The 24,143-nt window shown below is 51.7% G+C and carries 29 protein-coding genes; 14 read left to right on the top strand and 15 right to left on the bottom strand.

What is annotated here, in order from left to right; all coding sequences use genetic code 11:
• Positions 1-44 precede the first annotated feature (44 nt).
• The 4 genes from tsaB to rnd all read left to right on the top strand — a co-directional run bounded on the left by tsaB (position 45) and on the right by rnd (position 4,455).
• A complete protein-coding gene (gene tsaB / locus IAE50_RS09305) occupies positions 45-740 on the top strand; it encodes a tRNA (adenosine(37)-N6)-threonylcarbamoyltransferase complex dimerization subunit type 1 TsaB (RefSeq protein ID WP_042712038.1) in 696 nt (231 codons plus the stop codon).
• A gap of 36 nt (positions 741-776) precedes the next feature.
• Positions 777-1,364: a Slp family lipoprotein gene (locus IAE50_RS09310; RefSeq protein ID WP_094419651.1), complete on the top strand. Its 588-nt coding sequence runs from the start codon at positions 777-779 to the stop codon at positions 1,362-1,364.
• 205 nt (positions 1,365-1,569) lie between these two features.
• On the top strand, positions 1,570-3,255 hold the full coding sequence (fadD, locus tag IAE50_RS09315) for a long-chain-fatty-acid--CoA ligase FadD (RefSeq protein WP_200133744.1): 1,686 nt from the start codon (positions 1,570-1,572) through the stop codon (positions 3,253-3,255).
• Positions 3,256-3,327: 72 nt separating this feature from the next.
• Positions 3,328-4,455 (top strand): ribonuclease D, encoded by a 1,128-nt coding sequence (rnd, locus tag IAE50_RS09320; protein ID WP_094192962.1) that lies wholly within the window; start codon positions 3,328-3,330, stop codon positions 4,453-4,455.
• A gap of 86 nt (positions 4,456-4,541) precedes the next feature.
• Here the strand turns inward: rnd and minE are convergent, their stop codons facing one another.
• From minE to minC, 3 genes are read right to left on the bottom strand one after another with little or no spacing between them, the layout of a single operon-like run.
• Positions 4,542-4,808: a cell division topological specificity factor MinE gene (gene minE / locus IAE50_RS09325; RefSeq protein ID WP_004384978.1), complete on the bottom strand. Its 267-nt coding sequence runs from the start codon at positions 4,806-4,808 to the stop codon at positions 4,542-4,544.
• Between the two features lie 3 nt (positions 4,809-4,811).
• On the bottom strand, positions 4,812-5,624 hold the full coding sequence (gene minD / locus IAE50_RS09330) for a septum site-determining protein MinD (protein ID WP_042712035.1): 813 nt from the start codon (positions 5,622-5,624) through the stop codon (positions 4,812-4,814).
• Positions 5,625-5,646: 22 nt separating this feature from the next.
• Positions 5,647-6,342, bottom strand: a complete 696-nt coding sequence (gene minC, locus IAE50_RS09335) for a septum site-determining protein MinC (RefSeq protein ID WP_054803648.1) — start codon at positions 6,340-6,342, stop codon at positions 5,647-5,649.
• 122 nt (positions 6,343-6,464) lie between these two features.
• Between minC and IAE50_RS09340 the strand changes: the two genes are divergently transcribed.
• The 3 genes from IAE50_RS09340 (at position 6,465) to IAE50_RS09350 (ending at position 8,077) form a co-directional block, all read left to right on the top strand.
• Positions 6,465-6,740 carry a YcgL domain-containing protein gene (locus tag IAE50_RS09340; RefSeq protein ID WP_094419653.1) on the top strand — a complete coding sequence of 92 codons (276 nt, stop codon included), beginning with the start codon at positions 6,465-6,467 and terminating at the stop codon, positions 6,738-6,740.
• 139 nt (positions 6,741-6,879) lie between these two features.
• The gene (locus IAE50_RS09345; protein ID WP_200580105.1) at positions 6,880-7,539 is read left to right on the top strand and encodes a fumarylacetoacetate hydrolase family protein; all 660 of its coding nucleotides are present in this window, start codon (positions 6,880-6,882) and stop codon (positions 7,537-7,539) included.
• Positions 7,540-7,630: 91 nt separating this feature from the next.
• On the top strand, positions 7,631-8,077 hold the full coding sequence (locus tag IAE50_RS09350; RefSeq protein ID WP_023480182.1) for a YcgN family cysteine cluster protein: 447 nt from the start codon (positions 7,631-7,633) through the stop codon (positions 8,075-8,077).
• Positions 8,078-8,103: 26 nt separating this feature from the next.
• Here the strand turns inward: IAE50_RS09350 and IAE50_RS09355 are convergent, their stop codons facing one another.
• The 7 genes from IAE50_RS09355 to IAE50_RS09385 form a co-directional block, all read right to left on the bottom strand.
• Positions 8,104-9,387 (bottom strand): site-specific integrase, encoded by a 1,284-nt coding sequence (locus tag IAE50_RS09355; RefSeq protein ID WP_200580106.1) that lies wholly within the window; start codon positions 9,385-9,387, stop codon positions 8,104-8,106.
• A 31-nt stretch (positions 9,388-9,418) separates the two neighbouring features.
• Positions 9,419-9,667 carry an excisionase family protein gene (locus tag IAE50_RS09360; protein ID WP_054803809.1) on the bottom strand — a complete coding sequence of 83 codons (249 nt, stop codon included), beginning with the start codon at positions 9,665-9,667 and terminating at the stop codon, positions 9,419-9,421.
• Positions 9,668-9,839: 172 nt separating this feature from the next.
• Entirely contained in the window at positions 9,840-10,073 is a 234-nt protein-coding gene (locus tag IAE50_RS09365; RefSeq protein ID WP_200133748.1) for a hypothetical protein, read from the bottom strand.
• A gap of 143 nt (positions 10,074-10,216) precedes the next feature.
• Positions 10,217-10,453, bottom strand: coding sequence for a hypothetical protein (locus IAE50_RS09370; protein ID WP_200133749.1), 237 nt, complete (start codon positions 10,451-10,453; stop codon positions 10,217-10,219).
• Positions 10,454-10,723, bottom strand: coding sequence for a hypothetical protein (locus IAE50_RS25980; protein ID WP_232045418.1), 270 nt, complete (start codon positions 10,721-10,723; stop codon positions 10,454-10,456).
• Between the two features lie 2 nt (positions 10,724-10,725).
• A complete protein-coding gene (locus IAE50_RS09380; RefSeq protein ID WP_200133750.1) occupies positions 10,726-10,944 on the bottom strand; it encodes a TraR/DksA family transcriptional regulator in 219 nt (72 codons plus the stop codon).
• A gap of 91 nt (positions 10,945-11,035) precedes the next feature.
• Positions 11,036-11,449 (bottom strand): hypothetical protein, encoded by a 414-nt coding sequence (locus IAE50_RS09385; RefSeq protein WP_232045419.1) that lies wholly within the window; start codon positions 11,447-11,449, stop codon positions 11,036-11,038.
• 21 nt (positions 11,450-11,470) lie between these two features.
• Between IAE50_RS09385 and IAE50_RS09390 the strand changes: the two genes are divergently transcribed.
• Entirely contained in the window at positions 11,471-12,538 is a 1,068-nt protein-coding gene (locus IAE50_RS09390) for a host specificity factor TipJ family phage tail protein (RefSeq protein ID WP_239032829.1), read from the top strand.
• A gap of 56 nt (positions 12,539-12,594) precedes the next feature.
• The gene (locus tag IAE50_RS09395; RefSeq protein ID WP_200580107.1) at positions 12,595-14,610 is read left to right on the top strand and encodes a hypothetical protein; all 2,016 of its coding nucleotides are present in this window, start codon (positions 12,595-12,597) and stop codon (positions 14,608-14,610) included.
• A 28-nt stretch (positions 14,611-14,638) separates the two neighbouring features.
• On the opposite strand, the gene IAE50_RS09400 is transcribed toward IAE50_RS09395, so the two are convergent.
• From IAE50_RS09400 to IAE50_RS09410, 3 genes are read right to left on the bottom strand one after another with little or no spacing between them, the layout of a single operon-like run.
• The gene (locus tag IAE50_RS09400) at positions 14,639-15,943 is read right to left on the bottom strand and encodes a hypothetical protein (protein ID WP_200580108.1); all 1,305 of its coding nucleotides are present in this window, start codon (positions 15,941-15,943) and stop codon (positions 14,639-14,641) included.
• Positions 15,930-16,862: a glycosyltransferase family 2 protein gene (locus IAE50_RS09405; RefSeq protein WP_200133753.1), complete on the bottom strand. Its 933-nt coding sequence runs from the start codon at positions 16,860-16,862 to the stop codon at positions 15,930-15,932. Before IAE50_RS09405 ends, IAE50_RS09400 begins: the two co-directional genes overlap by 14 nt.
• Positions 16,859-17,221: a GtrA family protein gene (locus IAE50_RS09410; protein ID WP_139569730.1), complete on the bottom strand. Its 363-nt coding sequence runs from the start codon at positions 17,219-17,221 to the stop codon at positions 16,859-16,861. Before IAE50_RS09410 ends, IAE50_RS09405 begins: the two co-directional genes overlap by 4 nt.
• A gap of 225 nt (positions 17,222-17,446) precedes the next feature.
• On the opposite strand from IAE50_RS09410, the gene IAE50_RS25985 reads away from it, so the two are divergent.
• Both IAE50_RS25985 and IAE50_RS09415 read left to right on the top strand, forming a co-directional pair.
• Positions 17,447-17,686 carry a DNA polymerase V gene (locus IAE50_RS25985; protein WP_232045421.1) on the top strand — a complete coding sequence of 80 codons (240 nt, stop codon included), beginning with the start codon at positions 17,447-17,449 and terminating at the stop codon, positions 17,684-17,686.
• Position 17,687: 1 nt separating this feature from the next.
• Positions 17,688-18,074 (top strand): S24 family peptidase, encoded by a 387-nt coding sequence (locus IAE50_RS09415; RefSeq protein ID WP_200580109.1) that lies wholly within the window; start codon positions 17,688-17,690, stop codon positions 18,072-18,074.
• Between the two features lie 229 nt (positions 18,075-18,303).
• On the opposite strand, the gene dsbB is transcribed toward IAE50_RS09415, so the two are convergent.
• A complete protein-coding gene (gene dsbB, locus IAE50_RS09420) occupies positions 18,304-18,834 on the bottom strand; it encodes a disulfide bond formation protein DsbB (RefSeq protein ID WP_200580110.1) in 531 nt (176 codons plus the stop codon).
• 306 nt (positions 18,835-19,140) lie between these two features.
• Between dsbB and fadR the strand changes: the two genes are divergently transcribed.
• Positions 19,141-19,860: a fatty acid metabolism transcriptional regulator FadR gene (gene fadR, locus IAE50_RS09425; RefSeq protein ID WP_200580111.1), complete on the top strand. Its 720-nt coding sequence runs from the start codon at positions 19,141-19,143 to the stop codon at positions 19,858-19,860.
• Positions 19,861-19,896: 36 nt separating this feature from the next.
• On the opposite strand, the gene IAE50_RS09430 is transcribed toward fadR, so the two are convergent.
• Entirely contained in the window at positions 19,897-21,429 is a 1,533-nt protein-coding gene (locus tag IAE50_RS09430; protein ID WP_200580112.1) for a SpoVR family protein, read from the bottom strand.
• A 320-nt stretch (positions 21,430-21,749) separates the two neighbouring features.
• Between IAE50_RS09430 and IAE50_RS09435 the strand changes: the two genes are divergently transcribed.
• Both IAE50_RS09435 and dadX read left to right on the top strand, forming a co-directional pair.
• A complete protein-coding gene (locus IAE50_RS09435) occupies positions 21,750-23,048 on the top strand; it encodes a D-amino acid dehydrogenase (protein ID WP_200580113.1) in 1,299 nt (432 codons plus the stop codon).
• An 18-nt stretch (positions 23,049-23,066) separates the two neighbouring features.
• On the top strand, positions 23,067-24,137 hold the full coding sequence (gene dadX / locus IAE50_RS09440) for a catabolic alanine racemase DadX (protein ID WP_139568576.1): 1,071 nt from the start codon (positions 23,067-23,069) through the stop codon (positions 24,135-24,137).
• Positions 24,138-24,143 lie beyond the last annotated feature (6 nt).

Below are 24,143 nucleotides of genomic sequence, written 5' to 3' on the forward strand. Positions count from 1 at the left end.
TGGTAAGATGCGCGCCATTTTGTTGAATCTGGACTGCTATACCCATGCGAATTCTGGCTATTGATACCGCCACAGAAGCCTGTTCTGTCGCCCTGTGGAATGACGGTACGACCTTCGCTCACTTCGAACTTTGCCCTCGTGAACACACACAACGCATTCTGCCGCTGGTCAGAGCTGCCCTTGCTGACGCTGAGGTCAAGCTTACGGATCTCGACGCGCTGGCCTTTGGCCGCGGGCCCGGCAGCTTTACCGGCGTGCGTATCGGTATTGGTATCGCCCAGGGCCTGGCGCTCGGCGCGGAGCTGCCGATGATTGGCGTCTCGACGCTGGCGACGATGGCGCAGGGTGCCTGGCGTAAAACCGGTGCGACCCGTGTGCTGGCCGCCATTGATGCGCGCATGGGCGAAGTCTACTGGGCTGAGTATCAGCGCGATGCCGACGGCGTCTGGCACGGTGAAGAGACCGAAGCGGTGCTGAAGCCTGAGGCGGTAAGCGATCGTTTGCAGCAGCTTGATGGCAACTGGGCGATGGTTGGCACCGGCTGGGGCGCATGGCCTGAATTAGCAGCGAATAGTCCTCTTACGCTGACCGACGGCGAGATGTTACTGCCCACGGCAGAAGATATGTTGCCCATCGCCCGCCAGCTTTTTGCCGCGCAAAAATGGGTTGCCGTTGAACAGGCGGAACCGGTTTATTTGCGTAACGAAGTGGCGTGGAAGAAACTTCCTGGCCGGGAATGAATCTCAGTAGTACTAACTGAGTTAAGGGGTCGCATGATGGCGGGTCAAAAAGGGGTTATGCAGCTGTTACTGGCAGGGCTGGTAACGGTAGCGTTGAGTGGGTGCGTGACGGTGCCCGATGCGATCAAGGGCACCAGCCCGACACCGCAGCAAGATTTAGTGCGGGTGATGAATGCGCCAACGCTCTATGTCGGTCAGGAGGGGCGTTTCGGCGGGAAAGTGATCAATGTGATCAATCAGCAGGGCAAAACCCGGCTGGAGATCGCCTCTGTCCCGCTGGATGAAGGCGCGCGCCCGGTGCTGGGCGAGCCCTCTGTCGGGCGCATCTATGCCGACATCAACGGTTTTGTTGACCCGGTCGATTTCCGTAACCAGCTGGTCACTGTGGTCGGGCCGATTACCGGCACCGAAGCGGGTAAAGTTGGCAGCGCCTCCTACACCTACATGGTGATGCAGGTTAACGGCTACAAGCGCTGGCGCTTGCAGCAGCAAATCATGATGCCGCCGCAGCCGCTCGACCCGTGGTTCTCCGGCCCGGGAGCCTATCCGTGGCGCACAGGCTACGGTCCATGGGGCTGGTATCCGCCTGAACCCGCTCGTGTACAAACGGTCGTAACAGAGTAATTTCTTGTTTTGACAGGAAAAATAAACAGCGGCCCGGCCGCTGTTTTTGTTTTCTGTATTAGATGACAAAAATAATTAGTGACGCGCTTCGCAACCTTCCGTCCGGTTAATTTTCAAACTGGTACGCTGAGTTAATATAATGTTAATTTCTTGTTTATTAACTGGGGCTGCGATGACAACAAACACTCATTTTAGAGGTGATGCATTGAAAAAGGTTTGGTTAAATCGTTATCCCGCCGATGTGCCTGCGGAGATCAACCCTGACCGTTATCAATCCCTGGTTGAATTATTTGAACACTCAGCAGCCCGTTATGCCGACCAGCCGGCGTTTATCAACATGGGCGAGGTGATGACCTTCCGTAAACTGGAAGAGCGCAGCCGGGCATTTGCCGCCTACCTTCAGGAGGGGCTTGGCCTGCAAAAGGGCGATCGCGTGGCGCTGATGATGCCGAACCTGCTGCAATACCCCGTTGCGCTGTTCGGGATTTTGCGTGCCGGGATGATTGTGGTAAACGTTAACCCGCTCTACACACCCCGTGAGCTTGAGCATCAGCTTAACGACAGCGGCGCGGCGGCAATTGTGATTGTCTCCAACTTTGCCCACACGCTGGAGAAGATTGTCGACAAAACCCAGGTGCGCCACGTCATTCTGACCCGCATGGGCGATCAGCTCTCAACGGCAAAAGGGACGGTGGTCAACTTTGTCGTTAAATATATCAAACGGCTGGTGCCGAAATATCATCTGCCGGACGCCATCTCGTTTCGCCGCGCGCTGCAAAACGGCTACCGCATGCAGTATGTCAAACCGGAACTGGTGTGCGAGGATCTGGCGTTTCTGCAATACACCGGTGGCACCACCGGCGTGGCAAAAGGGGCGATGCTGACCCACCGTAATATGCTGGCTAACCTCGAACAGGTAAACGCGACTTACGGGCCGCTGCTGCATCGCGGCAAAGAGCTGGTGGTCACCGCGCTGCCGCTTTATCACATCTTTGCCTTGACCATGAACTGCCTGCTGTTTATCGAGCTGGGCGGGCAGAACCTGCTGATCACCAACCCGCGCGATATTCCGGGGCTGGTGAAAGAGCTGGGCAAATACCCCTTCACCGCTATGACCGGCGTGAACACGCTGTTTAACGCGCTGCTTAATAATGACGAGTTCAGAAAGCTCGACTTCTCATCACTGCATCTTTCCGCCGGTGGCGGGATGCCGGTGCAGCAGGCGGTGGCGGATCGTTGGGTCAAACTGACCGGGCAGTATCTGCTGGAAGGGTATGGCCTGACCGAATGCTCGCCGCTGGTGAGCGTCAACCCCCACGATATTGACTACCACAGCGGCAGTATTGGCCTGCCGGTGCCGTCTACCGAAGCCAAGCTGGTGGATGACGACAATAACGAGGTCGCCCCGGGCGAACCGGGCGAGCTCTGCATTAAAGGGCCGCAGGTGATGCTTGGCTACTGGCAGCGTCCCGATTCAACGGATGAGATCCTGCGTGATGGCTGGCTGCATACCGGCGATATTGCGGTGATGGATGACGAGGGCTTCCTGCGTATTGTCGATCGCAAAAAAGATATGATTCTGGTCTCCGGTTTTAACGTCTATCCGAACGAGATCGAAGATGTGGTGATGCAGCACCCTGGTGTGCTTGAAGTGGCTGCCGTTGGCGTGCCGTCCGCGAACAGCGGCGAAGCGGTGAAGCTGTTTGTAGTGAAAAAAGAGGCTTCCGTGACGGAAGAGGCGCTGATCGCCTTCTGCCGCCGACAGCTTACAGGCTACAAGGTGCCGAAGCAGGTTGAGTTCCGCACGGAGCTGCCGAAATCGAACGTCGGAAAGATTTTGCGACGAGAATTACGTGACGAAGCGCGTGCCAAAGTGGACAATAACGCCTGAGCTATCCGTTAGCCTCCCGAACGCCGGTTAAAGCCGGCGTTTTTTATGGGCGCAAACTGAAGAGAAAATGATTTGAATTACCAGATGATAACGACGAACGATGCGCTGGCAGCCATATGTGAAGCTGCCAGTGCGTTTCCAGCCATTGCCCTCGATACGGAATTTGTCCGCACCCGCACTTACTACCCGCAACTGGGTCTGCTGCAGATGTATGACGGTGAGCGTGTCACGCTTATCGATCCGCTGACCATTACCGACTGGACGCCGTTTCGCGACCTGCTCACCAATACGGCAATCACCAAATATCTGCATGCGGGAAGCGAAGATCTGGAAGTGTTCCTCAATACGTTTGGTGTACAGCCACAGCCGATGATTGATACGCAGATCCTCGCGGCATTCTGCGGCCGTCCGATGTCATGGGGCTTTGCCTCGATGGTGGAGGAGTTTACCGGGACGGTGATTGATAAAAGCGAATCCCGCACCGACTGGCTGGCGCGTCCACTGACCGAGCGTCAGTGTGACTATGCAGCGGCAGATGTCTGGTATCTGCTGCCTATCGCCGGGAAACTGCTGGCAGAAACTGAGCAGGCGGGGAGGCTGGCTGCCGCGCTTGATGAGTGTCGCTTAATGATGCAGCGCCGCCAGGAAGTGCTGGCACCGGACGAGGCATGGCGTGAAATCACTAACGCCTGGCAGCTGCGCCCGCGCCAGCTGGCCTGTTTACAGTTGCTGGCATCGTGGCGTCTGCGCAAGGCGCGCGAGCGCGACATGGCGGTTAACTTTGTGGTGCGTGAAGAACATCTCTGGGCGGTGGCGCGCTATATGCCGGGCAGCCTCGGCGAGCTGGATAGCCTTGGTCTCTCCGGCAGCGAAATCCGTTTTCACGGTAAAACCCTTGTGGCACTGGTCGCGCAGGCGCAGGAGTTGCCGGAAGAGGCACTGCCTGAACCGCTACGTAATCTGATGGATATGCCCGGCTATCGCAAAGCGTTTAAAGCGATTAAAGCGCAGGTGCAGACCATCAGTGAAAGCGAAAATATTAGCGTTGAGCTGCTGGCTTCGCGTCGCCAGATTAATCAGTTATTAAACTGGCACTGGAAATTAAAGACGCAAAATAGCCTGCCGGAATTAATCAGCGGCTGGCGCGGTGAATTGATGGCCGATCGTCTGAACGCGTTATTAGCAGAGTATCCGCAATAAGACTGTAAATAATTACAGTGTATTTGAGCAGATAAATAAAAAGGCAGAATTTATTCTGCCTTTTTTTATTGCCCTTATTGCGAAGACTATTTCGTCTCTTCCGCTTCTGGCAACGTGACGTTCAACTCCAGAATAGAAATATCGTCCCCTTTCTGCTCCAGCTGTACGGTGACCATTTCCGGATCGATCTGCACATATTTGCAGATGACTTCCAGAATATCGCGCTTCAGTTGCGGCAAATAGTGGGGTTCAGCGTCGCTGCGGCGGCGCTCTGCAACAATAATCTGCAGGCGTTCTTTAGCGATGCTGGCGGTATTCTTTTTTCTGGAGAGAAAAAAGTCGAGTAATGCCATAACTTATCCTCCGAACAGGCGTTTGAGGAAACCTTTCTTCTCTTCTTCAATGAAGCGGAAAGGACGTTCTTCTCCCAGCAGACGTTCCACGGCATCGGCATACGCTTTACCGGCGTCAGCATTGGCATCCAGAATAACCGGCTCGCCCTGGTTGGAGGCCCGCAGTACAGACTGATCTTCCGGGATCACGCCAATCAGTTTGATGCGCAGAATTTCCAGCACATCTTCCATGCTCAACATGTCGCCACGGTTAACGCGGCCTGGGTTGTAGCGGGTGAGCAGCAGATGCTCTTTAATTGGCTCTTCACCTCTCTCCGCACGACGTGATTTGGAAGCCAGAATGCCCAGAATACGGTCAGAGTCACGCACGGACGATACTTCGGGGTTGGTGGTGATAATGGCTTCATCGGCGAAGTAGAGCGCCATCAGCGCGCCGGTTTCGATGCCAGCCGGTGAGTCGCAGACGATAAAGTCGAAGTCCATTTTTTTCAGATCTTCCAGTACTTTATCAACGCCTTCATAGGTGAGGGCGTCTTTATCGCGCGTCTGCGATGCCGGGAGAATATAGAGATTTTCAGTGCGCTTATCTTTAATCAACGCCTGGTTCAGCGTTGCGTCGCCCTGGATAACGTTAACGAAATCGTACACAACGCGGCGCTCGCAGCCCATGATCAGGTCAAGGTTACGAAGGCCAATATCGAAGTCGATAACGACCGTTTTCTTGCCCTTCTGGGCTAAACCAGTAGCGATGGCCGCGCTGGAGGTGGTCTTGCCGACGCCCCCTTTACCCGAAGTAACAACAATAATGCGTGCCATAGGAGTTCCTTGTTAAAAGGGCTTAATCTAAGGGTTGAATTGTCAAAGCGTTACCTGCCAGTTGCAGACGCGCCGCTTTGCCATAAAATTCGGCCGGGATTTGGTCACTCAGCCAGTACTCACCCGCAATAGAGACCAGCTCCGGCGTCAGGTGGGTACAAAATATTTGTGCTTCATCATCACCGCTTGCACCCGCCAGCGCGCGGCCGCGCATCATGCCGTAGACGTGAATATTGCCATCGGCAATTAACTCCGCGCCTGCGCTCACGTGGCTGGTGACAATCAGGTCGCAGTTCTGCGCATAAATGCGCTGACCTGAGCGCACCGGGGTATCAATCAGCCGTGTTTTAATAGCCGGCGTGGCGACGGATACCGGTTCAGCAACGGGCTCCGGGCGCGGTTGCGCCTTCTCTTTGCCTTCCGACAGAATAGGAAAGCCAGCGCGTTCTATTTCCGCTTTCAGTGCAGCGTCTTTGCAGCCGCTAATACCAACAACATGCAGGCCAGTGGCGGCAATGCTTTTTTGCAATTGCGGCCAGTCAATCGGACCTACCAGTGCTGAGACATTCACCACCACGGGAGCATGCTGCAAAAATGCAGGAGCCTGAGCGATTTTGTCTTCTAACGCCTGACGAATAACTTCGGGTTTTGCATCATGCAAATGAACCACGGATAAGGTAAAACTACTGCCTTTAAGCTCGATGGGCGTGTTTGACATCCTGACCTTACTCATTTTGCTCTAAACACCCGAAATCGGGGTGATATTCTGAATACTACCGGGCATGTTATAGTCCCTGTTATATTCAGGCAAGTAACCACCTCCTAATTCCGAGTAAAAGTATGTTTTGTGTGATCTATCGAAGTGCCAGACGTGAACAGACCTATCTGTATGTTGAGAAAAGAGACGATTTTTCTCGTGTGCCGGAAACATTAATGCAAAGTTTCGGCCAACCGCAGTTAGCGATGATTTTACCCCTCGACGGCAGTAAAAAATTAGCCGGCGCGGATCTGGAAAAAGTAAAAACCGCGCTCAGCGAGCAGGGATATTATTTACAACTTCCGCCGCCGCCGGAAAATTTACTTAAAGCGCATCTCGCGGCGAACACTCAGCAATAACTCTCTCTAAAGGCGGCGGATTATTCCACCGCCTTTTTAAACCCACTACATCCCTCTCATTTTGCGATTTGACAAACCGCCGGGCGGCGCGGATAGTCATTTTTCGCTCATGTTCAACGTGTTACCGGAGAGGCAAAACATGTATCAACATCATAACTGGCAGGGCGCTCTGCTGGATTACCCGGTGAGTAAAGTGGTATGCGTCGGCAGTAACTATGCGAAGCATATAAAGGAGATGGGCAGCGTGACGCCGGAAGAGCCGGTGCTGTTTATCAAACCTGAATCCGCATTGTGTGACCTTCGCCAGCCGCTGGTGCTGCCGACTGAACTTGGCTCGGTGCATCATGAAATTGAACTGGCGGTACTAATTGGTGCAACGCTGCGCCATGCCACCGAAGATCATGTTCAACAAGCGATAGCAGGCTACGGCGTGGCGCTGGATCTGACCGCGCGCGACCTGCAAAGCAAACTGAAAAAAGCAGGGCAGCCGTGGGAGAAAGCGAAAGGGTTTGATAATGCCTGCCCCATCTCGGGTTTTATTCCGGCCGCTCAGTTTGAGAGTGATCCGCAGAACAGCGCGCTGGAGCTGAAAATTAACGGCGAGATCCGCCAGCAGGGCAGCACTTCAGACATGATCCACAAAATCGTGCCGCTGATTGCCTATATGAGTAAATTTTTCACGTTGAAAGCGGGGGATGTGATCCTCACCGGTACGCCTGAAGGCGTCGGGCCGCTTAGCAGCGGTGATGAACTCGAGCTGCGCCTCAACGAACACTCTCTCTCGACCCGCGTGCTTTAATGCTTTTGCCGCTCATTCGGGCGGCAAAACTTGCATCCCTCTGCCAGAGTGGTTATAAGGTGCACCCTGGTTACCAACGGCGGATTTTATCATGAGCGACACTCCTTTCTGGCAAAGCAAAACTCTCGACCAAATGACGGACGCAGAGTGGGAATCGCTCTGTGACGGCTGCGGGCAGTGCTGCCTGCACAAACTGATGGATGAAGACACTGACGAGATCTACTTCACCAACGTCGCCTGCCGCCAGTTAAATATCAAAACCTGCCAGTGCCGTAACTACGAGCGCCGTTTCGAATATGAACCGGACTGCATCAAGCTGACCCGTGAGAATCTGCCAACCTTCGAATGGTTGCCGCCAAGCTGTGCGTACCGCTTGCTGGCAGAGGGGAAAAATTTGCCGGTCTGGCACCCGCTGCGTACCGGGTCAAAAGCAGCGATGCACGCTGAACGAATTTCCGTTCGCCATATTGCGGTGAAAGAGTCTGAAGTGCGTGACTGGCAAGCCCATATCCTGAATAAACCGGATTGGGCAGACTGAAGCGTTGATATGAAAGAGGTTTTATCTTACTGATTTTGTGCCTGGGGCATGTGTGGGACATTTCCTCCAAAGTGTGCATTCAAAATATCCATCTGGTTGCTGTTATTATCGGTCATCCATTTACCGTAAACGTTGCAAACCATCTGTGCAGATGTGTGGCCCATTTGTGTAGCTATGAAGTTGGGGTTGGCTCCAGCACTTAACGCCCAGCATGCAAAAGTGTGCCGCGACTCATATGCTCGTCGATGACGAATGCCGGCGCGCTTCAGAACTTCGTTCCATGTGGCTCCAAATGACCCGGGAGCGTACCAGTCACCACCCTTACCGTTCCTTGCTGTGAGTCTCGGTACAAAAACAAAAGTGCATGCATCAATACGAGTTCTGCCAAACTCTCTGAGATGCACCTCTATCTGATGTTGCTTACCCATCCTTGTATAAGCCATCTGGCATTTGAGGGCTTGTATCGCTGCGTCAGTGAGCGTTATCACACGGTTACCACACTCTGTCTTGGGAGGCGTGAAGTGCCCCTTCAAAGCAATGTTACGACTAACGGTGATAGTCCAGTTTCTCAGGTCTATGTCTTCCCACGCCAGCGCGCTGATCTCACCATGTCGTAAACCGGTGTTAATTGCCAGAATCCACAGATTCCTTATCTGTTCTGATGGGCAAGCATCGAGAAGGCGGTAGTATTCATCCCTGGAAAGAGGATCAGGCTCTGATTTGCTCTTCCTGAGTGGATCGATACCTTCGAATGGATTTTTATCGATGTATCCATTTTGCTTTGCGAACGAGAACATGCCACCAAGACAGTTGAGATACACATTGACGGTTCTCACTGTTCTTCCCTTTTTGGGTTTGCAGTGCTCGCGATGCTTGGCGGGCATTTGATATCCAGTCAAAAGCTCCTTCCTGATCAACAAAATGTGTTCGTTAGAGATGCCAGAAACTTTCTTTTCTCTCCCCAAAATATCAACACAAATCTTGATGTAAGACTTGTAGCGGCTAAATGCGTTGAGTGTTATCTCCATCCTTTTAAGTTCAAGCCAGCGATCGGCTATTTCACCCAGGGTTGCGCCAGGGCGAAGTAAACTGAACCGAGAGAGGTTTGGAGACTGCGGGAACTGCTCTGCATAGTTGAATGTCCCTGTTTTGACTGCATAACAAATTGACGTTCTGAGCTCGCCAGCCATCTTTCTGTTTTTAGGGGTATCGGGTACGCCAAGATTTTCACGTACCCTTACACCCTGGTAGATAAACCACAGGCGCAGTGTGCCCCCGTGGTTCTCGACCCCGGTTGGATATTTAGACATGCTTCTTCCTCTGTTATGAAAGAGGGGCTATTTAAGCAGATTTTTGACGGGGGATCGCCGGGCGCTGACGTTCCACCCAGTTATCGACTTCGTGGCGGTTGTAGAGAATAGGGGAGTTGTCCTTCGGCTGGCAGTCTCCGGAGTAATGCCGGTACTCGCGGCCTTCCATCCAGGACTTTTCCCGCGCGGACTTGATAGCGTTTTTGGTCAGGCCAGTGATCGCCATCAGCACTTCTTCCGATACCCATTTATTGGGCACCAGTTGGATCGCTTCACTCATGGTTTACTCCAGGCAAAAAGAAGCCGCCCGCAGGCGGCAAACATTAAGGGATGATAGATAGGTCTTATCGGTGCTTAACACCCATCAGGCGACTCAGGGAATCGCCTGTAAGTTGCTACCGAGTGGTAATCAAAAAGCCGGACTCGGCGGCTTTGTTGAACAGAGGTGGTGGTTAAACCCAGTTGTGTTTTATCGCTTCATGCAGAGTGTCTGTATCTCCGGCAACAATATTCCATGCTTTGTTATAAACAGCCCTGTTTTGAACCTCACAACCCTCCGTTTGGCAGATAACATCGTGATGGCCATCAGCACCTTTTGATGGTGGAGTGCTAATGCAAACATCCAGTAGCATCTCTTTAGGCTGAACGCCGCAGAACGGACAAGGGATTATCGAATCAATGCTCATATCATCTCTTGGGGTTGGGTGAAATATGAGCATATCAGTAAGACAGCGCAAAGGAAGGGTTATGATTATTAATAAACGTTATATTTCAACATGTTCTTGACGGTATCGTCATTAGAACTTCTCGCTGAATCATGGTGCGCAGCTCAGTTGTCATCATCCACCCACCAGTCATAATCGTCATCATCCTGCGAAAGATTGAATAAAGGATTTGTGGCCGCCAGCATCTCCGCAGCCGCTCCCTTACGCTGAAGTCGGCGCAGTGCTTCGTAAAGCTCGAAAGCTTCAGTGCGCTCATCGCCAATATCGAGAGAGCATGCGACGCGGTGCGCGGCGACAACGATCACCTCTAACTGGTTACGGATGTCCTGAATAGTTTCCATTCACACCTCCTCCTCAGGCGCTGCCGGGGCGTTGAACAGCGGAGTTATGTTTCTCTCCAGGTCAGTAATAACGCTCCATATCTGAACCGACTCAACACCTTTTTTTGCCAGGTCACGATAGCTATCGGCATAAACCAGCACTGGGTTTGGCACTGACCCGCTGCCCAGCAACTCAAGCAGCATGTTTGCCATTGCCGCAGCATCACCGCACTGCACATGGTCGGTATCGGCGATGACGCGTAATTCGCCGCGGGTCATTTTTGGTTTCATCGTTAAAAGCCTCTCTGCTTGCGCTTCAGTTCGATAATCCCCTGGCACTCGGCGCACATCTGGCAGCCGGGCATCGCCGCGCGCCGCAGATCAGGAATAGGATCGCCGCACTCCTCGCAATGCTCAGCCGATACCGCATTGCGGTCGACGCGGTGAGCGGAAAGTGCAGCGTTACGCTGAAGCTCTTCAATCTCTGATGCACTGTCGATGATGTCGGCCATAATCACTGCTCCCGGAACTGTTGGTTAATACGTTTGAAGGTGAACGCCAGCAATAAAAAAGGAGCCTTAAGCTCCTGGGTGATTAGTGCCTTCATGCGGTACGCTCCAGTTCTGCGAGCCCACCGCGCACCGCATCAATGATGCGTTCGAGGTATTGGTATTTGTGGTTTGGTACAGAGGGCCAGTTCGCATACCAGGGGTCATCACCCAACAGCCCAAGCAATTTGTCTCCAACGAGCCGATCGCAGCAGTTCGCTTTCACGTCATCTGCATCCTCAGCCTCGTCCCACATTTCGCGGGCTTCTTCTGCTGCGATTTCCTTCTCCCGGCGTAGTTTGATGATTTGTGACTTAACGAAGAGACGGTTTGCGTCATTGTCATCATCGACAGTGCTTTGCAGTTGCGGGTCGAAGTAGCCAATCAGATAGTCATTGCTTACGCGTTTAATGAACTCCTGAACTATATCGCCAAGCAGGACATCAACAACAAATATTCCGTCATTCACGCATCGAGCTAAGGATAAATCATGGCACTGGTAGAAATCGTGGCAACCAACCTGCACGCCGGTGCCGACCTCCGCAAACTGGAGGTTGGCTCGGTGGTAGATGTTGACGACGCAACGGCTGAGCGCTGGTTAAAGACCGGCAAGGCGAAGAAGACTGACCAAAAGAAAGGCGAAAAGCAGCCTGTCAGCAGCATTGACCTTTACGGTTTGTACTCGATCGCCGAAAGCCTGCCTGATGAACGTCTGGGTTACTTCGACTACACGTTCGATGATGAGAATGATTCGTTGGGCGACCGCGTACAGGCTATCTGTAATGCAGCGTCGGTTGTGCCGTACTGGGATGACGGCGTGCTGACCTTCACGCGCGACCAGAAAGTTAACTATCCGGCGGCAGTATTCAACCGGGCCAATATGAAGACGGACGAGTACAAAATGACGTACGAAGCCACTCTTCCTGGCGGATATGACGGGGTGCAGGTGTCGTATGTTCACCCGAAAACTAACAACAAGACCTACATCAACTATCGCGTGTTAAACGGCGCTATCCTAGAGCAGGAAGCTGAGAATCCGAACAAAATGGAGATCGTCGGATTTCGTAATGAATATCAGGCCAGAGAGCGCGCACTACGCGAGACCAAGCGTCTGATTTACTCGCGTGTTCGCATGAATGCCCGGGTGTTCGAGGACGGCATTATACAGGTGGGCAGTGTCATTCAGATGCCGGACATCTACGACAGCAACCAGCATCAGGGTTACATAACAGGGCGCGCCGGAAATAATTTTGATACCAGCGAGTCAATCACTTTTACCGGCACGATGTATGTGATGGTTACTGACAGCCTGGGAAATCCTACGCAGCGTTATCCGGCGACTGCGCGCAGTGAAACGAAATACGGATTTACGGCCGCAATACCAAATATTGAACTCAATATCTGGAATGGCGACACGGTGCAGCTGCCATCGCGCTATTTGATCGCAACCGTCGAAGAGCTGGACAGCCAGTTATGGAAGGTGGGGACTATAAAGCCTAATTCAGACAACACGGTTTCTCTGTCTGTCGCAGAGTATAGCGAAGCTATCGACTCATAAGACCTGTCCAATTCAACTACACCCGGCCGGTGCGCCGGGTTTTATATGGAAAAAATATGGCTACCACACCGACTAATATGCCCGTCCCGAGCGAGTCCCCGCGTGATCTGAAATTCAATGCGGGTAAGATCGATGAGTTCGTTACTTCCCTGGTTCACCAGTATATCGACCGTTTCGGTAATGCTCACTACACCATTGAGGGAATTCGCTGGCTCGCTCAGCAGGCAATAGCGCAGTATGGATGGATTCCGGTTGGTACATTCCAGGCCGGAGCGACACTGACACTGCCAAACCAGATTCTGAAGGACGAAACAGATGGTGAGTACTATCGGTGGGATGGCGTGCTCACTAAAACAGTAGCTGCTGGATCAACGCCTGGCTCAACTGGCGGTGTTGGTGTTGATGCATGGATATCCGTAGGTGATTCGGCTTTGAGGGCGATGCTTGCATCAGCTGCAGGCGCATCCATGGTTGGTGCTAGTTCAGGGCTCACAGTCCAGGAAGAGATCGAGAGATTAGATGGCAAAATATATTCACCGGAAGATTTTGGTTGCGATATTGCAGCTGCAGATAACTCCGCGTCTGTCATTTCTGCTCTGACGTCTGGTAAAAATGTTCACTGGAACCCGGCGAAAACTTATAAGGTGACCGGAATTATTACAGCCAGCCAGAATGTGTGGAATCTCCACACGGGTGTAATGAGCCTTAACACTTCGCGTTATTCGCTGGGCGTCGTGAAGGTGTCTTTCTCCGATAAAGTGCAGGACGATGCAAAACTGCGGATCATGTATGTTGAATCGGCTTACGACCTCTGTGAACTGGCATTCATAAAATCTCTCGGCATCAATACCATCAAGCACTATGGTAACTTCAGCCACCCTAACACGGTTGAAAATGATGGTGACGGCACCGTACAGAAGGTGCTTGATAATGCATGGGCAATTGGCTTACGCGTTATAGTCAGTACTGAAGTCGGTGCTCCGGGAATGACAACCGAGCAGTTCCTGAGTGCTTACCGATATCACCCTGCACTCCTTGGGTGGGCGACTTATGACGAGGCAATGAGCCGTAACATAAGTTACGCGCAACAAAAAACGCGTTATGACCTAATCAGGCAGTACTCGAATAAGCCCGTTGTGATAGTTGATGCATGGTATGGTGCTGATGTTATATCTGATTTGTTACTCGATTATTATGACATCGTTTTAGCTGATCCATATGCGGAGCGGCAAAGTTCTGGAACCATTTCAGAAAGGGTCGCCAATGATTTGAACCGTATGCGCCGTAGCTTTGCGGGTATGCAGGCCCACAGCCGAAACAAAAAGGTAATTCCTGTTTTAGGTACCTTTACCTCTTCTTCGGGCGCAGGGACGGACGATGTTACACAAATCTTACGGGGGGCTGAGGTTTTCCGTAACGCCGGAAATGGTGAGTTTGCTGTCTTTGTCTGGGATGGGGCTGGTGATCCAACGATAACCGGAGGTATTCGCTCCAACGAAACATTCCGATCTTTTGTTGCGGCGACCTCTGAGAAGAAGTACCCGGTACCGTACATAACAGAATCTATTCTGGTAGGCGGAAACTCAGTTACTGGGCACAAGTCGCTTAATAATATTATCGACAGGATGATGAGGGGAGACTCTTCGAGTTCTGATGCATTTCAAGGTCAGAAAGCGTATCCAGTGCAGGTAATTAGCGGATCTTCGAACAGAGATAGGGTTACAGCTACTGCCGGTTGGAATAAGTCAGGCATAGGCTTTAAAGGCACCCTAGCGATGATCGTCACAAATATACCTTTCAGAAATAATTTGCTGATATTTGGTGAGTACAGCGCTATTACTCCAGACATTGCAAACGTGAATGGGAACTTTACAATCTTCGGCTCTTACGATGGTGGGTATACGACCATTCAGCGTGGCGATCAGGCCGTCTCAGGTACATCTGCACTAATTGAGCAGTACCTCACAACGCCAAATAGCAATGAAAGGTTGTGCATCAGGACATCCGCAGTTATAGATTCAAACCAATACAGAAGGTTTTTTAGGGGTTTAATCGCATCAACAGATTGGTAAAGTAAAGGCCGCTATATGCGGCCTTTTTTTACGCTCTGAGCTTCTTGCTCAATGCAGATACAATTAGTATGCACAGAATGAATACGGACATATCGAAGCTGAAATTCATTGGCATCAGATGCTTTGCAAGGTCACGATACCCTTCACCGATGAAAGCTATGTAAAACTGAGATATAGCAGTGGCGCTGGCGAGAAAAAGCAAACCGCTCAGCCTGTTTCTGAAAAAGATTACTGAAGCTATCAGGATTATTATTGAAATAATAGGCCTGAGTGAGCCATAAAGTTTCTGCTTTGCATGGGTTATTTTACTTGTAAATCCTTTGTCATTCACCATCACTTTTATTGATTTGTAGACGTGAAAATAAACCTCATCCATTTGTGATTTGATATTTTTATCGAAAAGGAGAGTTATTATCGTCATAGGATTTTCTGCGATGTACTGCACAGAGCTCTTAAATCCGGCCTCGGGATGTTTTTTGAAGCAGGACTCTCCTATATCACTTGGGGTGGCACCCTCTTCAAGGCTCAAGACATTGCCCCACGCATCAACGCCCGCGCAGTCTGTGTCATACTGAGCCTTGTTCAGGCCAGCATACTTATCCAGTGCATATACACCAAAGTAAGCAGAGTGATACTTGTTATACGTAGTTGCCGTGGTAGTAAACACAATGCAGGAGACTGCTAATCCAAGAGCAACAATCATCATGGCCAGTTTTCTTAACATATGCTCTCTGTCATAAATGACATAGTAAACAAGCATCAGCAGTGGTAGATAAAAGAACTGGCTTTTAGAGCACGCAATAAAAGACAAGATCAAAAACGTTGAAAAATCCATTCTCTTATAAATGGCAACCATCAGAAGCGGCATGAAAAGAATCAACGCCTGCTCCTGATAAAGAGAGTTGGAAAAGCTCAGAATTGAAGATGATAACAATGGTATGCAGCAAATAACAAATATCGGGAACTTTATCCACTTTTTGTTTATTTCGCTACAGCATGAGAAAAGTAAATAAACAGAGGCTATGTAAAATGCTTTCTGTAATGAGGCGAAAACACGCATATCAAAAAAAGGTGTAACCCATGATAATAGCCATGCGTAACAATACACCAGAACTGTATATGAGCTTTTATAGTCGTATTCCCACAGTGGGAGAAATAACGGCTTAATATTAAAAATAAGTGGAAGATCACGGTTGAACATCGCAGCATCGTTCATGAAACCATAATCAAGTCGATAGAAGTCACCAGTGTTTATGAGGAACAAATCACTTGTAGCCACAATAACAACTAATATCAATGCAGATAAAAGATATCGTTCCTTAATGTTGATCATCAGATTTCCTACTTTTCAACAGATATTTCGGTCGCTGTTTCGACTCGACATAAATCCTTCCGATATACTCACCAAGAACGCCAATTCCGATAAGCTGTATCCCGCCCAAAAACAGTATAGAAACAAGCAAAGATGGATAGCCTCGCACCGGATTACCAAAAGCCAGGGTATCGATAATCATCCATGCGCCATACAGGAATGATAAGCCAGCCACGACCAAGCCAATATAAGTCCACATGCGCAACGGGAAAGTGGAGAAGCTGGTAATACCCTCAAGAGCTAAGTTCCACAGCTTCCATCCGTTAAACTTGGAATCTCCTGCGACGCGTTCTGCGCGAGCATATTCGACAACGTCAATTTTCCCGCCGACCCAACTCAGCACACCTTTCATGAAAAGGTTTCGCTCTGGCATCTGCTTAATATTTTCTACTACTTCCCTGGACATAAGGCGAAAATCGCCAACGTTCTCTTCAATCTTTGGGCTGCTGATTTTATTGTGCAGTTTATAAAACCACTCTGCTGTTTTCCGTTTCAGCCGCCCGTCTGTAGAGCGATCTGCCCGCTTTGCCAGCACCATATCGGCCCCGGATTGCCACTTCGTAATGAGGTGAGGGATTACCTCGATTGGGTCCTGTAAATCAACATCAATCGGAATGATAGCATCGCCTGTAGCATGCTCAAGCCCGGCAAATAAGGCCGGCTCTTTGCCGAAATTACGCGTGAAAGATAACGGCACGACAAGCGAATCGGATAGCGCCAGGGCGTTAATAATGGCTTCAGTAGCATCTTTACTTCCGTCATTGATGAATACAATTTCAACCTGATGCTGCTGTAACTCTTCGAATTCCCGGACTGTTTTATAGAAGATTGGAATTGCTTCCTCTTCGTTGAATACCGGAACGACCAGAGAGATTTTCATTTCGCATCCCTAAAGACAATGAACTTGGAATAAATAAAACCACACACCAGGCTGATAGCAGAAAAGGCAACGAGTGTAATAATCGGCGCCATACCGCACTTATCAGCCATCCATCCAATAGCGGCACTCAGCCCACCCATGAAGCCTACATAAAGCATATAGCGCAAAGTGGTAGTAGAAGAATTGAACGTGAATCGTGCATTAGCGAAGAAGCTGAAACTTACAGCGACGATGAATCCAGAAAAGTTGGCTAGCGCCTGGCTCGTTTGAAAAACGTAAATGCACATGGCAAAAATAACCCAATGGATGAGCGTGTTGATTAAGCCAACAGAAGTGTATTTAGCAAAAAGTTTTAACATTTTCTTATCATCAGTTTTATGAGGGGCATAGTCTACCATCGGGCGTGGCATCGATCGAGAATGTAGTGGGACAAATCCTATAAAGATAAGCCTATGTGTTGCAAAGAGAATGTTTAGGAATAGAAAAATCTTCATCAACATTCTGATCATCAATAGGCTTCGCCTTCTTGATATATTCTCTGATGATAAATACTGTATATAAAAACAGTATTGCGGGGGTGCATTATGCCAAGAAGAGACGATATCGAGACAGCATTCAGGCAGGCCATAGTGATGGAGCCGAGCGGTCGACGCACGATCACTACAGAAAACTTCGTTAAGGTTTTACTCACCTTTAACTGGGACTTGTCGCCAAGGCAGGCCAACCAGTGGATTGAGGGACATGTCAGCACGTTCAAGGATATCTCCCAACAAGAGGGTGAGCTCCGTACGTTCATGATGTACAACCCGAACGGAGGGATTTGATATGGGGTTCCCATCACCTGCTGCCGATTACATGGATGAGAAGATATCTCTCGACCATGAGCTGATCCGCGTACCTTCTGCGACAAACTTCCTGCGCGCGGCGACTGAGTCCCGGCGTGAAGCGATAAAGAAGGGGGCTTTGCTGGTTCTGGACATGTCGGCAACGCCAGTAGACGGGTCGATCGTGATGTGCCACATGGATGAGCAGATGCGTATGCTGCGGTTGCGGCTTTACCCTCGACCGAGACTGGAAGAACTCGACAGGCCTAAAATCACCTACCCGATGACGAGTGATGACTTCGAAGGCCGCCTGGTTTTCAAAGGCGTGATCACCTACATCATCAACGACGCGCGCACCGGTGAGTTCGATGATAATCCGGTGATGTGAAAGATGGGGCATGGATGGGGCAAAAAATTAGCGCAAAACAACTCAAAACCTCTGAAGGTGTCGATTCGTCTTGCGCTAATGCATTGCTTACAACCTGCTTTTATTTCACTTCACCGCAAAGTGTTTTTTTACTGCTGCCTATCCTGAACAAGCCTGATTGGGCGGATTGAGGCTCTGCGTCTCATCACTGCTTTCATCAATAAAAAACGCTCCCGAAGGAGCGTTTTTTTTACCGGCCAAACAGGTCGCGTTTTTTCGGTTTAAAGAACTGCGCAATCAGCACCAGCAGCGCCACCACCAGATAGGCGACAAAGATGCCCAACAGCCACTGCGGCATATCCATCTTCAGGAACTCCCACTGACGCTGCGCGCAATCGCCGGAAGCGACAAACACCTGCGGCAGCCATTTATCCAGCGGCAGCCAGCTCGGGAAGCGCGCGGCAAAATCGCAGGTCATAAAAGGGGAGGGGTGAAGCTGGATCTGCGTGTGTTCCCACGTCAGCTGGATGCCGCGAATGGCGCTATAGATCCAGATGGCAAGGGCGGCAAAGCGAAGCGGGGTTTTTGGCGCAACGGCTCCGACAATACCGGCACCCATCACGCCAAAGAGGGCGCAGCGCTCGTAAATGCATAACACGCACGGTTTGAGCAACATGACATGCTGGAACCACAGCGCCGTCATCTCAAGCGCAAAGGCGGTTAACGCCATCAGCAGCCAGGCGCCGCGCCCGTGTGAGCACTTATTTAAATATCGCAACATAATCATTTCCCTGGAGATGCGTAGAGACCGCAGTGTAAACGAAATCAATCTCAAGGCCACTAGCGGGGGCAAAATAATGCGTAATGGAATGTTTAGTCAGCAAAAAGTGAAACATCGCCTACGCCATTTTGGCGGATCTTCAGTTAATTATTTGGATTTAAGGCATATTTGCACGAAATATTCATGTAGCAAATTCGTCAAAATAAAACGTTGATCGCCTTTTTTCTTCCTACCCTACGCTACCTGCCCACTGCATGCTTTGGTATGATGAGTGCTCATTGCTTAGCTGTGTTATGGAAATCTTATATGGTCATTAAGGCGCAGAGCCCGGCGGGTTTCGCGGAAGAGTACATCATCGAAAGTATCTGGAATAGTCGCTTTCCTCCGGGGTCGATTCTTCCTGCTGAACGCGAGCTCTCTGAACTGATTGGCGTCACTCGTACCACACTGCGTGAAGTGCTGCAGCGACTTGCCCGGGATGGCTGGCTCACTATCCAGCATGGCAAACCGACAAAAGTGAACAATTTCTGGGAAACCTCCGGTCTGAATATTTTGGAAACGCTGGCACGTCTGGATCACGAAAGCGTACCGCAGTTGATCGATAACTTGCTGTCCGTGCGTACCAACATTTCCACGATTTTCATTCGCACTGCGTTTCGCCAGCATCCTGAAGATGCGTTAAAGGTGCTCGCCACCGCGCGTGAAGTCGAAGATCACGCCGATGCGTTTGCTGAGCTGGATTACAACATTTTTCGCGGGCTGGCGTTTGCTTCCGGCAACCCGATCTATGGTCTGATCCTGAACGGCATGAAAGGGCTCTATACCCGCATTGGTCGCCACTACTTCTCCAGCCCGGAGGCACGTAGCCTCGCGCTCGGTTTTTATCATCGGCTGGCAGAGATCTGCGAGCATGCCCAGCACGACCAGGTTCATGAACTGGTTCGTCGCTACGGGCATGACAGCGGGGAGATCTGGCACAAGATGCAGAAAACCATGCCTGGCGATCTCGCGCTACAAAGCCGCTAGTGACAAAAAACCCCTCATCAGAGGGGTTTTTTTATATCACAGCACGTTGCTTCGCGGTGGACAGCGCTCCAGCAACTCCACGCTGCCATCTTCGTTTTGCTGCTCCAGCAGAACATCAAATCCCCATAAGCGATGCACATGTTTCAGCACTTCGCGGCGTCCTTTATCGAGCGGGGCGCGGTTGTGTGGAATATAGCGCAGCGTCAGCGAACGATCGCCGCGCAGATCGACGTTCCAGACCTGAATATTCGGCTCAAGATTACTCAGGTTGTACTGGGATGAAAGTTTCGAGCGGATCTCACGGTAGCCCTCTTCGTTATGGATGGCGGCAATCTCCAGGTAATTATTGCGATCGTCATCCAGCACGGTGAAGAAGCGGAAATCGCGCATGATTTTTGGCGACATAAACTGGCTGATAAAGCTCTCATCTTTGAAATCACGCATGGCGAAATGGAGCGTCTCCAGCCAGTCGGAACCGGCGATATCCGGGAACCAGTAGCGATCCTCTTCCGTTGGTGACTGGCAGATGCGCTTAATATCCTGGAACATGGCAAAGCCCAGAGCGTAAGGATTAATGCCGCTGTACCACGGGCTGTTGTAAGGCGGCTGGAATACCACGTTGGTATGGCTGTGCAGAAACTCCAGCATAAAGCGGTCAGTCACTTTGCCTTCGTCATAGAGATGATTAAGGATGGTGTAGTGCCAGAACGTCGCCCACCCTTCATTCATCACCTGCGTCTGCTTCTGCGGGTAAAAATATTGGCTCACTTTGCGCACAATGCGCAGGATCTCGCGCTGCCACGGCTCCAGCAGCGGCGCATTCTTCTCCATAAAGTAGAGCAAGTTCTCCTGCGGCTCCGCCGGGTAGCGGCGCGCCTGAGCGACGGCCACCTCTTCATCGCGTTTTGGCAGCGTACGCCACAACATATTTACCTGGCTTTGCAGATACTCTTCCCGGCTTTTTTGCCGCGCTTTCTCCTCCTGCAGCGAGATTTTCTGCGGACGCTTATAGCGGTCAACGCCGTAATTCATCAGTGCGTGGCAGGAGTCGAGCAGTTTTTCCACTTCGACTACGCCGTAGCGCTCTTCGCAATCGGTAATGTATTTACGCGCGAAGATCAGGTAATCGACAATCGAGCTGGCATCGGTCCAGCTGCGGAAGAGGTAGTTATTTTTGAAAAACGAGTTGTGTCCATAACAGGCATGCGCCATCACCAGCGCCTGCATGGTAATGGTGTTCTCTTCCATCAGATAAGCGATGCAGGGATTGGAGTTAATGACAATCTCGTAGGCCAGGCCTTGCTGACCATGCTTATAGAGCCGTTCGGTTTCAATAAACTTTTTACCGAACGACCAGTGGGGATAATTGATAGGCATGCCGACACTTGAGTAGGCATCCATCATCTGTTCTGAGGTGATCACTTCGATTTGATGCGGATAGGTATCCAGCCGGTAGAGTTTCGCCACCCGGTCAATCTCTGCCAGGTAATCATCCAGCAGCTCGAATGTCCAGTCGGGTCCATCGCTCAGACGAATAGAATTCTTATTCATTGAGTCAATCGTAGCCATTAGCGCGCCCTCATTGTTCTCGACGCTCTCTGTATGGAGCGTCTCATTTCAAGCATAGAACACTGATTTAAAAGTGTACGCCAGCCCTCACCAAATCTTCACGATATTCCCGCTCGCTCACCGTGTAAAAAACCGAGTTGCCAAAATATTATGCTGCGGCGATAGGGTGCGCAGCAGGAGATGCTGAATATCCGTAGCCCTTAGCTGGCGGCGATGTTGTGAGGAACGTCACCATAAAAAAGCCATATGTTGAATAATATTTTCATCTGAGTTATCAATTTGTAATCAGATGATTGTGCTTTACTCACGGGAGAAGGGATATGCGAGTTGTTGTATTGGGCAGCGGCGTTGTTGGCGTTACCAGCGCCTGGTATTTACGCCAGGCCGGACATGATGTCACCGTAATCGATCGCCAGCCGGGGCCTGCACTGGAGACCAGCGCCGCCAACGCCGGGCAGATCTCGCCGGGCTATGCTGCACCGTGGGCTGCGCCCGGCGTGCCGCTGAAAGCGATCAAATGGATGTTTGAGCGCCACGCGCCGCTCGCCATCAAGCTCGACGGCTCCTCATCGCAGCTCAAATGGATGTGGCAAATGCTGCGCAACTGCGATACCCGGCACTATATGGAAAACAAAGGGCGCATGGTGCGTCTGGCTGAATATAGCCGCGATTGTCTGAAACTGCTGCGGGAAACCACCGGTATTCAATATGAAGGCCGACAGGGCGGAACGCTGCAACTCTTCCGCACCGCCGAACAGTATGAGAACGCCACCCGTGATATCGCCGTGTTGCAGGAAGCGGGCGTGCCCTATCAGTTGCTGGAATCGGCGCGTCTGGCAGAGGTGGAACCGGCGCTGGGTGAAGTCGCGCACAAGCTGACCGGCGGTCTGCGTCTGCCAAACGATGAAACCGGCGATTGCCAGCTCTTCACGCAGCGGCTGGCGCAGATGGCCGAAGCCGCCGGGGTAGTCTTCCGCTTCAACACGCCCGTCGATCGCTTGCTTTACGAAGGCGAAAAGATCTACGGCGTGAAGTGCGGAGAAGAGGTGGTAAAAGCCGATGCTTACGTGATGGCTTTCGGCTCCTGGTCCACCGGCCTGCTGAAGGGGATTGTCGATATCCCGGTTTATCCGCTCAAGGGCTACTCGCTGACCATTCCGGTGGCGCAAGAGGATGGCGCCCCGGTTTCCACCATTCTTGATGAGACCTACAAAATCGCCATTACCCGTTTTGATCAGCGCATTCGCGTCGGCGGCATGGCAGAGATCGTCGGGTTCAATACCGAGCTTTTACAACCGCGGCGCGAAACGCTGGAGATGGTGGTGCGCGATTTCTTCCCGCGCGGCGGCCATGTTGAAGAGGCAACCTTCTGGACCGGCTTACGTCCAATGACCCCGGACGGTACGCCGGTGGTTGGCCGCACGCCGTTTAAAAACCTGTGGCTCAATACGGGTCACGGCACGCTGGGCTGGACAATGGCCTGCGGCTCCGGGCAACTGCTCAGCGATCTGATGACCGGCAACACACCGGCTATCGCCGCTGACGATCTGAGCGTGGCGCGTTATCTTCCGGGATTCACGCCTGCGCGTGCCCAGCATCTCCATGGTGTACACAGCTGACAGGCGTAAGGAATAGACATGTCTCGTCCGGTTCTGGCAACCCTCGATTTACAGGCGTTAGCCAATAATTTGCAAATAGTGCGCCGCGCGGCACCCGATGCCAAAGTCTGGTCGGTGGTGAAGGCAAATGCCTATGGCCACGGTCTTGAGCGCATCTGGTCGGCGCTTAATAAAACTGATGGCTTTGCGATGCTCAACCTTGAGGAGGCGATCCTGCTGCGCGAGCGCGGCTGGAAAGGGCCTCTCTTAATGCTGGAGGGTTTTTTTGATGCGGAGGAGCTGGCGCTTTATGACCAGTACCGTCTCACCAGTGGGATCCACAGTAACTGGCAGCTTAATCTGCTGAAAAATGCGAAGCTGCAGGCACCGCTTGATATCTACCTCAAAATCAACAGCGGTATGAACCGTCTCGGTTTCCTGCCGGAGCGCGTGCACAGCGTCTGGCAGCAGCTGAGCAGCTTTGCCAGCGTCGGCAATATCACGCTGATGTCGCACTTTGCCGAAGCGGAGCGCCCGGACGGCATTTCGCAACCGATGCGGCGCATTGAGCAGGCGGCGGAAGGGCTACCGTTACCGCGATCGCTCGCCAACTCTGCCGCGACGTTATGGCACCCGGAAGCGCATTTTGACTGGGTTCGCCCCGGCATTATTCTCTACGGTGCCTCGCCCTCGGGCAGGTGGCAGGATGTGGCAAACAGCGGTATTCGCCCGGTAATGACGCTAAGCAGTGAGATTATTGCCGTACAGACGCTGAAGAGTGGCGACGCCGTCGGCTACGGCTGTCGTTACCGTGCGCAGACGGAGCAGCGTATCGGCGTGGTAGCGTGTGGTTATGCAGATGGTTATCCGCGCCAGGCTCCCACCGGTACACCAGTCCTGGTGGATGGCATTCGCACCACGGTAGTTGGCGCGGTCTCAATGGATATGCTGACGGTCGATCTCACGCCGTGCCCGCACGCCAGTATCGGCGCGCCGGTAGAGCTGTGGGGCAGGGAGATCAAGATTGATGATGTAGCCGCGGCGGCCAATACCGTCGGGTATGAATTGATGTGCGCCCTGGCGCCGCGCGTACCTGTTGTGACAATGTAACTTCTC

Source organism: Kosakonia sp. S42, from assembly GCF_016624785.1.
Classification (GTDB): Bacteria; Pseudomonadota; Gammaproteobacteria; order Enterobacterales; family Enterobacteriaceae; genus Kosakonia; species Kosakonia cowanii.

Coding starts and splice junctions, on each gene's coding strand:
- IAE50_RS09355 (WP_200580106.1), bottom strand. CDS start 9,387: ATGTCTAAATATCCAACCGGGGTCGAGAACCACGGGGGCACACTGCGC.
- IAE50_RS09415 (WP_200580109.1), top strand. CDS start 17,688: ATGGGGTTCCCATCACCTGCTGCCGATTACATGGATGAGAAGATATCT.
- dsbB (WP_200580110.1), bottom strand. CDS start 18,834: ATGTTGCGATATTTAAATAAGTGCTCACACGGGCGCGGCGCCTGGCTG.
- IAE50_RS09405 (WP_200133753.1), bottom strand. CDS start 16,862: ATGAAAATCTCTCTGGTCGTTCCGGTATTCAACGAAGAGGAAGCAATT.
- tsaB (WP_042712038.1), top strand. CDS start 45: ATGCGAATTCTGGCTATTGATACCGCCACAGAAGCCTGTTCTGTCGCC.
- minE (WP_004384978.1), bottom strand. CDS start 4,808: ATGGCATTACTCGACTTTTTTCTCTCCAGAAAAAAGAATACCGCCAGC.
- IAE50_RS09380 (WP_200133750.1), bottom strand. CDS start 10,944: ATGGCCGACATCATCGACAGTGCATCAGAGATTGAAGAGCTTCAGCGT.
- IAE50_RS09310 (WP_094419651.1), top strand. CDS start 777: ATGGCGGGTCAAAAAGGGGTTATGCAGCTGTTACTGGCAGGGCTGGTA.
- IAE50_RS09340 (WP_094419653.1), top strand. CDS start 6,465: ATGTTTTGTGTGATCTATCGAAGTGCCAGACGTGAACAGACCTATCTG.
- IAE50_RS25980 (WP_232045418.1), bottom strand. CDS start 10,723: ATGAAACCAAAAATGACCCGCGGCGAATTACGCGTCATCGCCGATACC.
- IAE50_RS09400 (WP_200580108.1), bottom strand. CDS start 15,943: ATGATCAACATTAAGGAACGATATCTTTTATCTGCATTGATATTAGTT.
- IAE50_RS09370 (WP_200133749.1), bottom strand. CDS start 10,453: ATGGAAACTATTCAGGACATCCGTAACCAGTTAGAGGTGATCGTTGTC.
- minC (WP_054803648.1), bottom strand. CDS start 6,342: ATGTCAAACACGCCCATCGAGCTTAAAGGCAGTAGTTTTACCTTATCC.
- dadX (WP_139568576.1), top strand. CDS start 23,067: ATGTCTCGTCCGGTTCTGGCAACCCTCGATTTACAGGCGTTAGCCAAT.
- IAE50_RS09360 (WP_054803809.1), bottom strand. CDS start 9,667: ATGAGTGAAGCGATCCAACTGGTGCCCAATAAATGGGTATCGGAAGAA.
- IAE50_RS09395 (WP_200580107.1), top strand. CDS start 12,595: ATGGCTACCACACCGACTAATATGCCCGTCCCGAGCGAGTCCCCGCGT.
- IAE50_RS25985 (WP_232045421.1), top strand. CDS start 17,447: ATGCCAAGAAGAGACGATATCGAGACAGCATTCAGGCAGGCCATAGTG.
- minD (WP_042712035.1), bottom strand. CDS start 5,624: ATGGCACGCATTATTGTTGTTACTTCGGGTAAAGGGGGCGTCGGCAAG.
- IAE50_RS09435 (WP_200580113.1), top strand. CDS start 21,750: ATGCGAGTTGTTGTATTGGGCAGCGGCGTTGTTGGCGTTACCAGCGCC.
- IAE50_RS09410 (WP_139569730.1), bottom strand. CDS start 17,221: ATGTTAAAACTTTTTGCTAAATACACTTCTGTTGGCTTAATCAACACG.
- IAE50_RS09345 (WP_200580105.1), top strand. CDS start 6,880: ATGTATCAACATCATAACTGGCAGGGCGCTCTGCTGGATTACCCGGTG.
- IAE50_RS09350 (WP_023480182.1), top strand. CDS start 7,631: ATGAGCGACACTCCTTTCTGGCAAAGCAAAACTCTCGACCAAATGACG.
- IAE50_RS09365 (WP_200133748.1), bottom strand. CDS start 10,073: ATGAGCATTGATTCGATAATCCCTTGTCCGTTCTGCGGCGTTCAGCCT.
- IAE50_RS09390 (WP_239032829.1), top strand. CDS start 11,471: ATGGCACTGGTAGAAATCGTGGCAACCAACCTGCACGCCGGTGCCGAC.
- fadR (WP_200580111.1), top strand. CDS start 19,141: ATGGTCATTAAGGCGCAGAGCCCGGCGGGTTTCGCGGAAGAGTACATC.
- IAE50_RS09430 (WP_200580112.1), bottom strand. CDS start 21,429: ATGGCTACGATTGACTCAATGAATAAGAATTCTATTCGTCTGAGCGAT.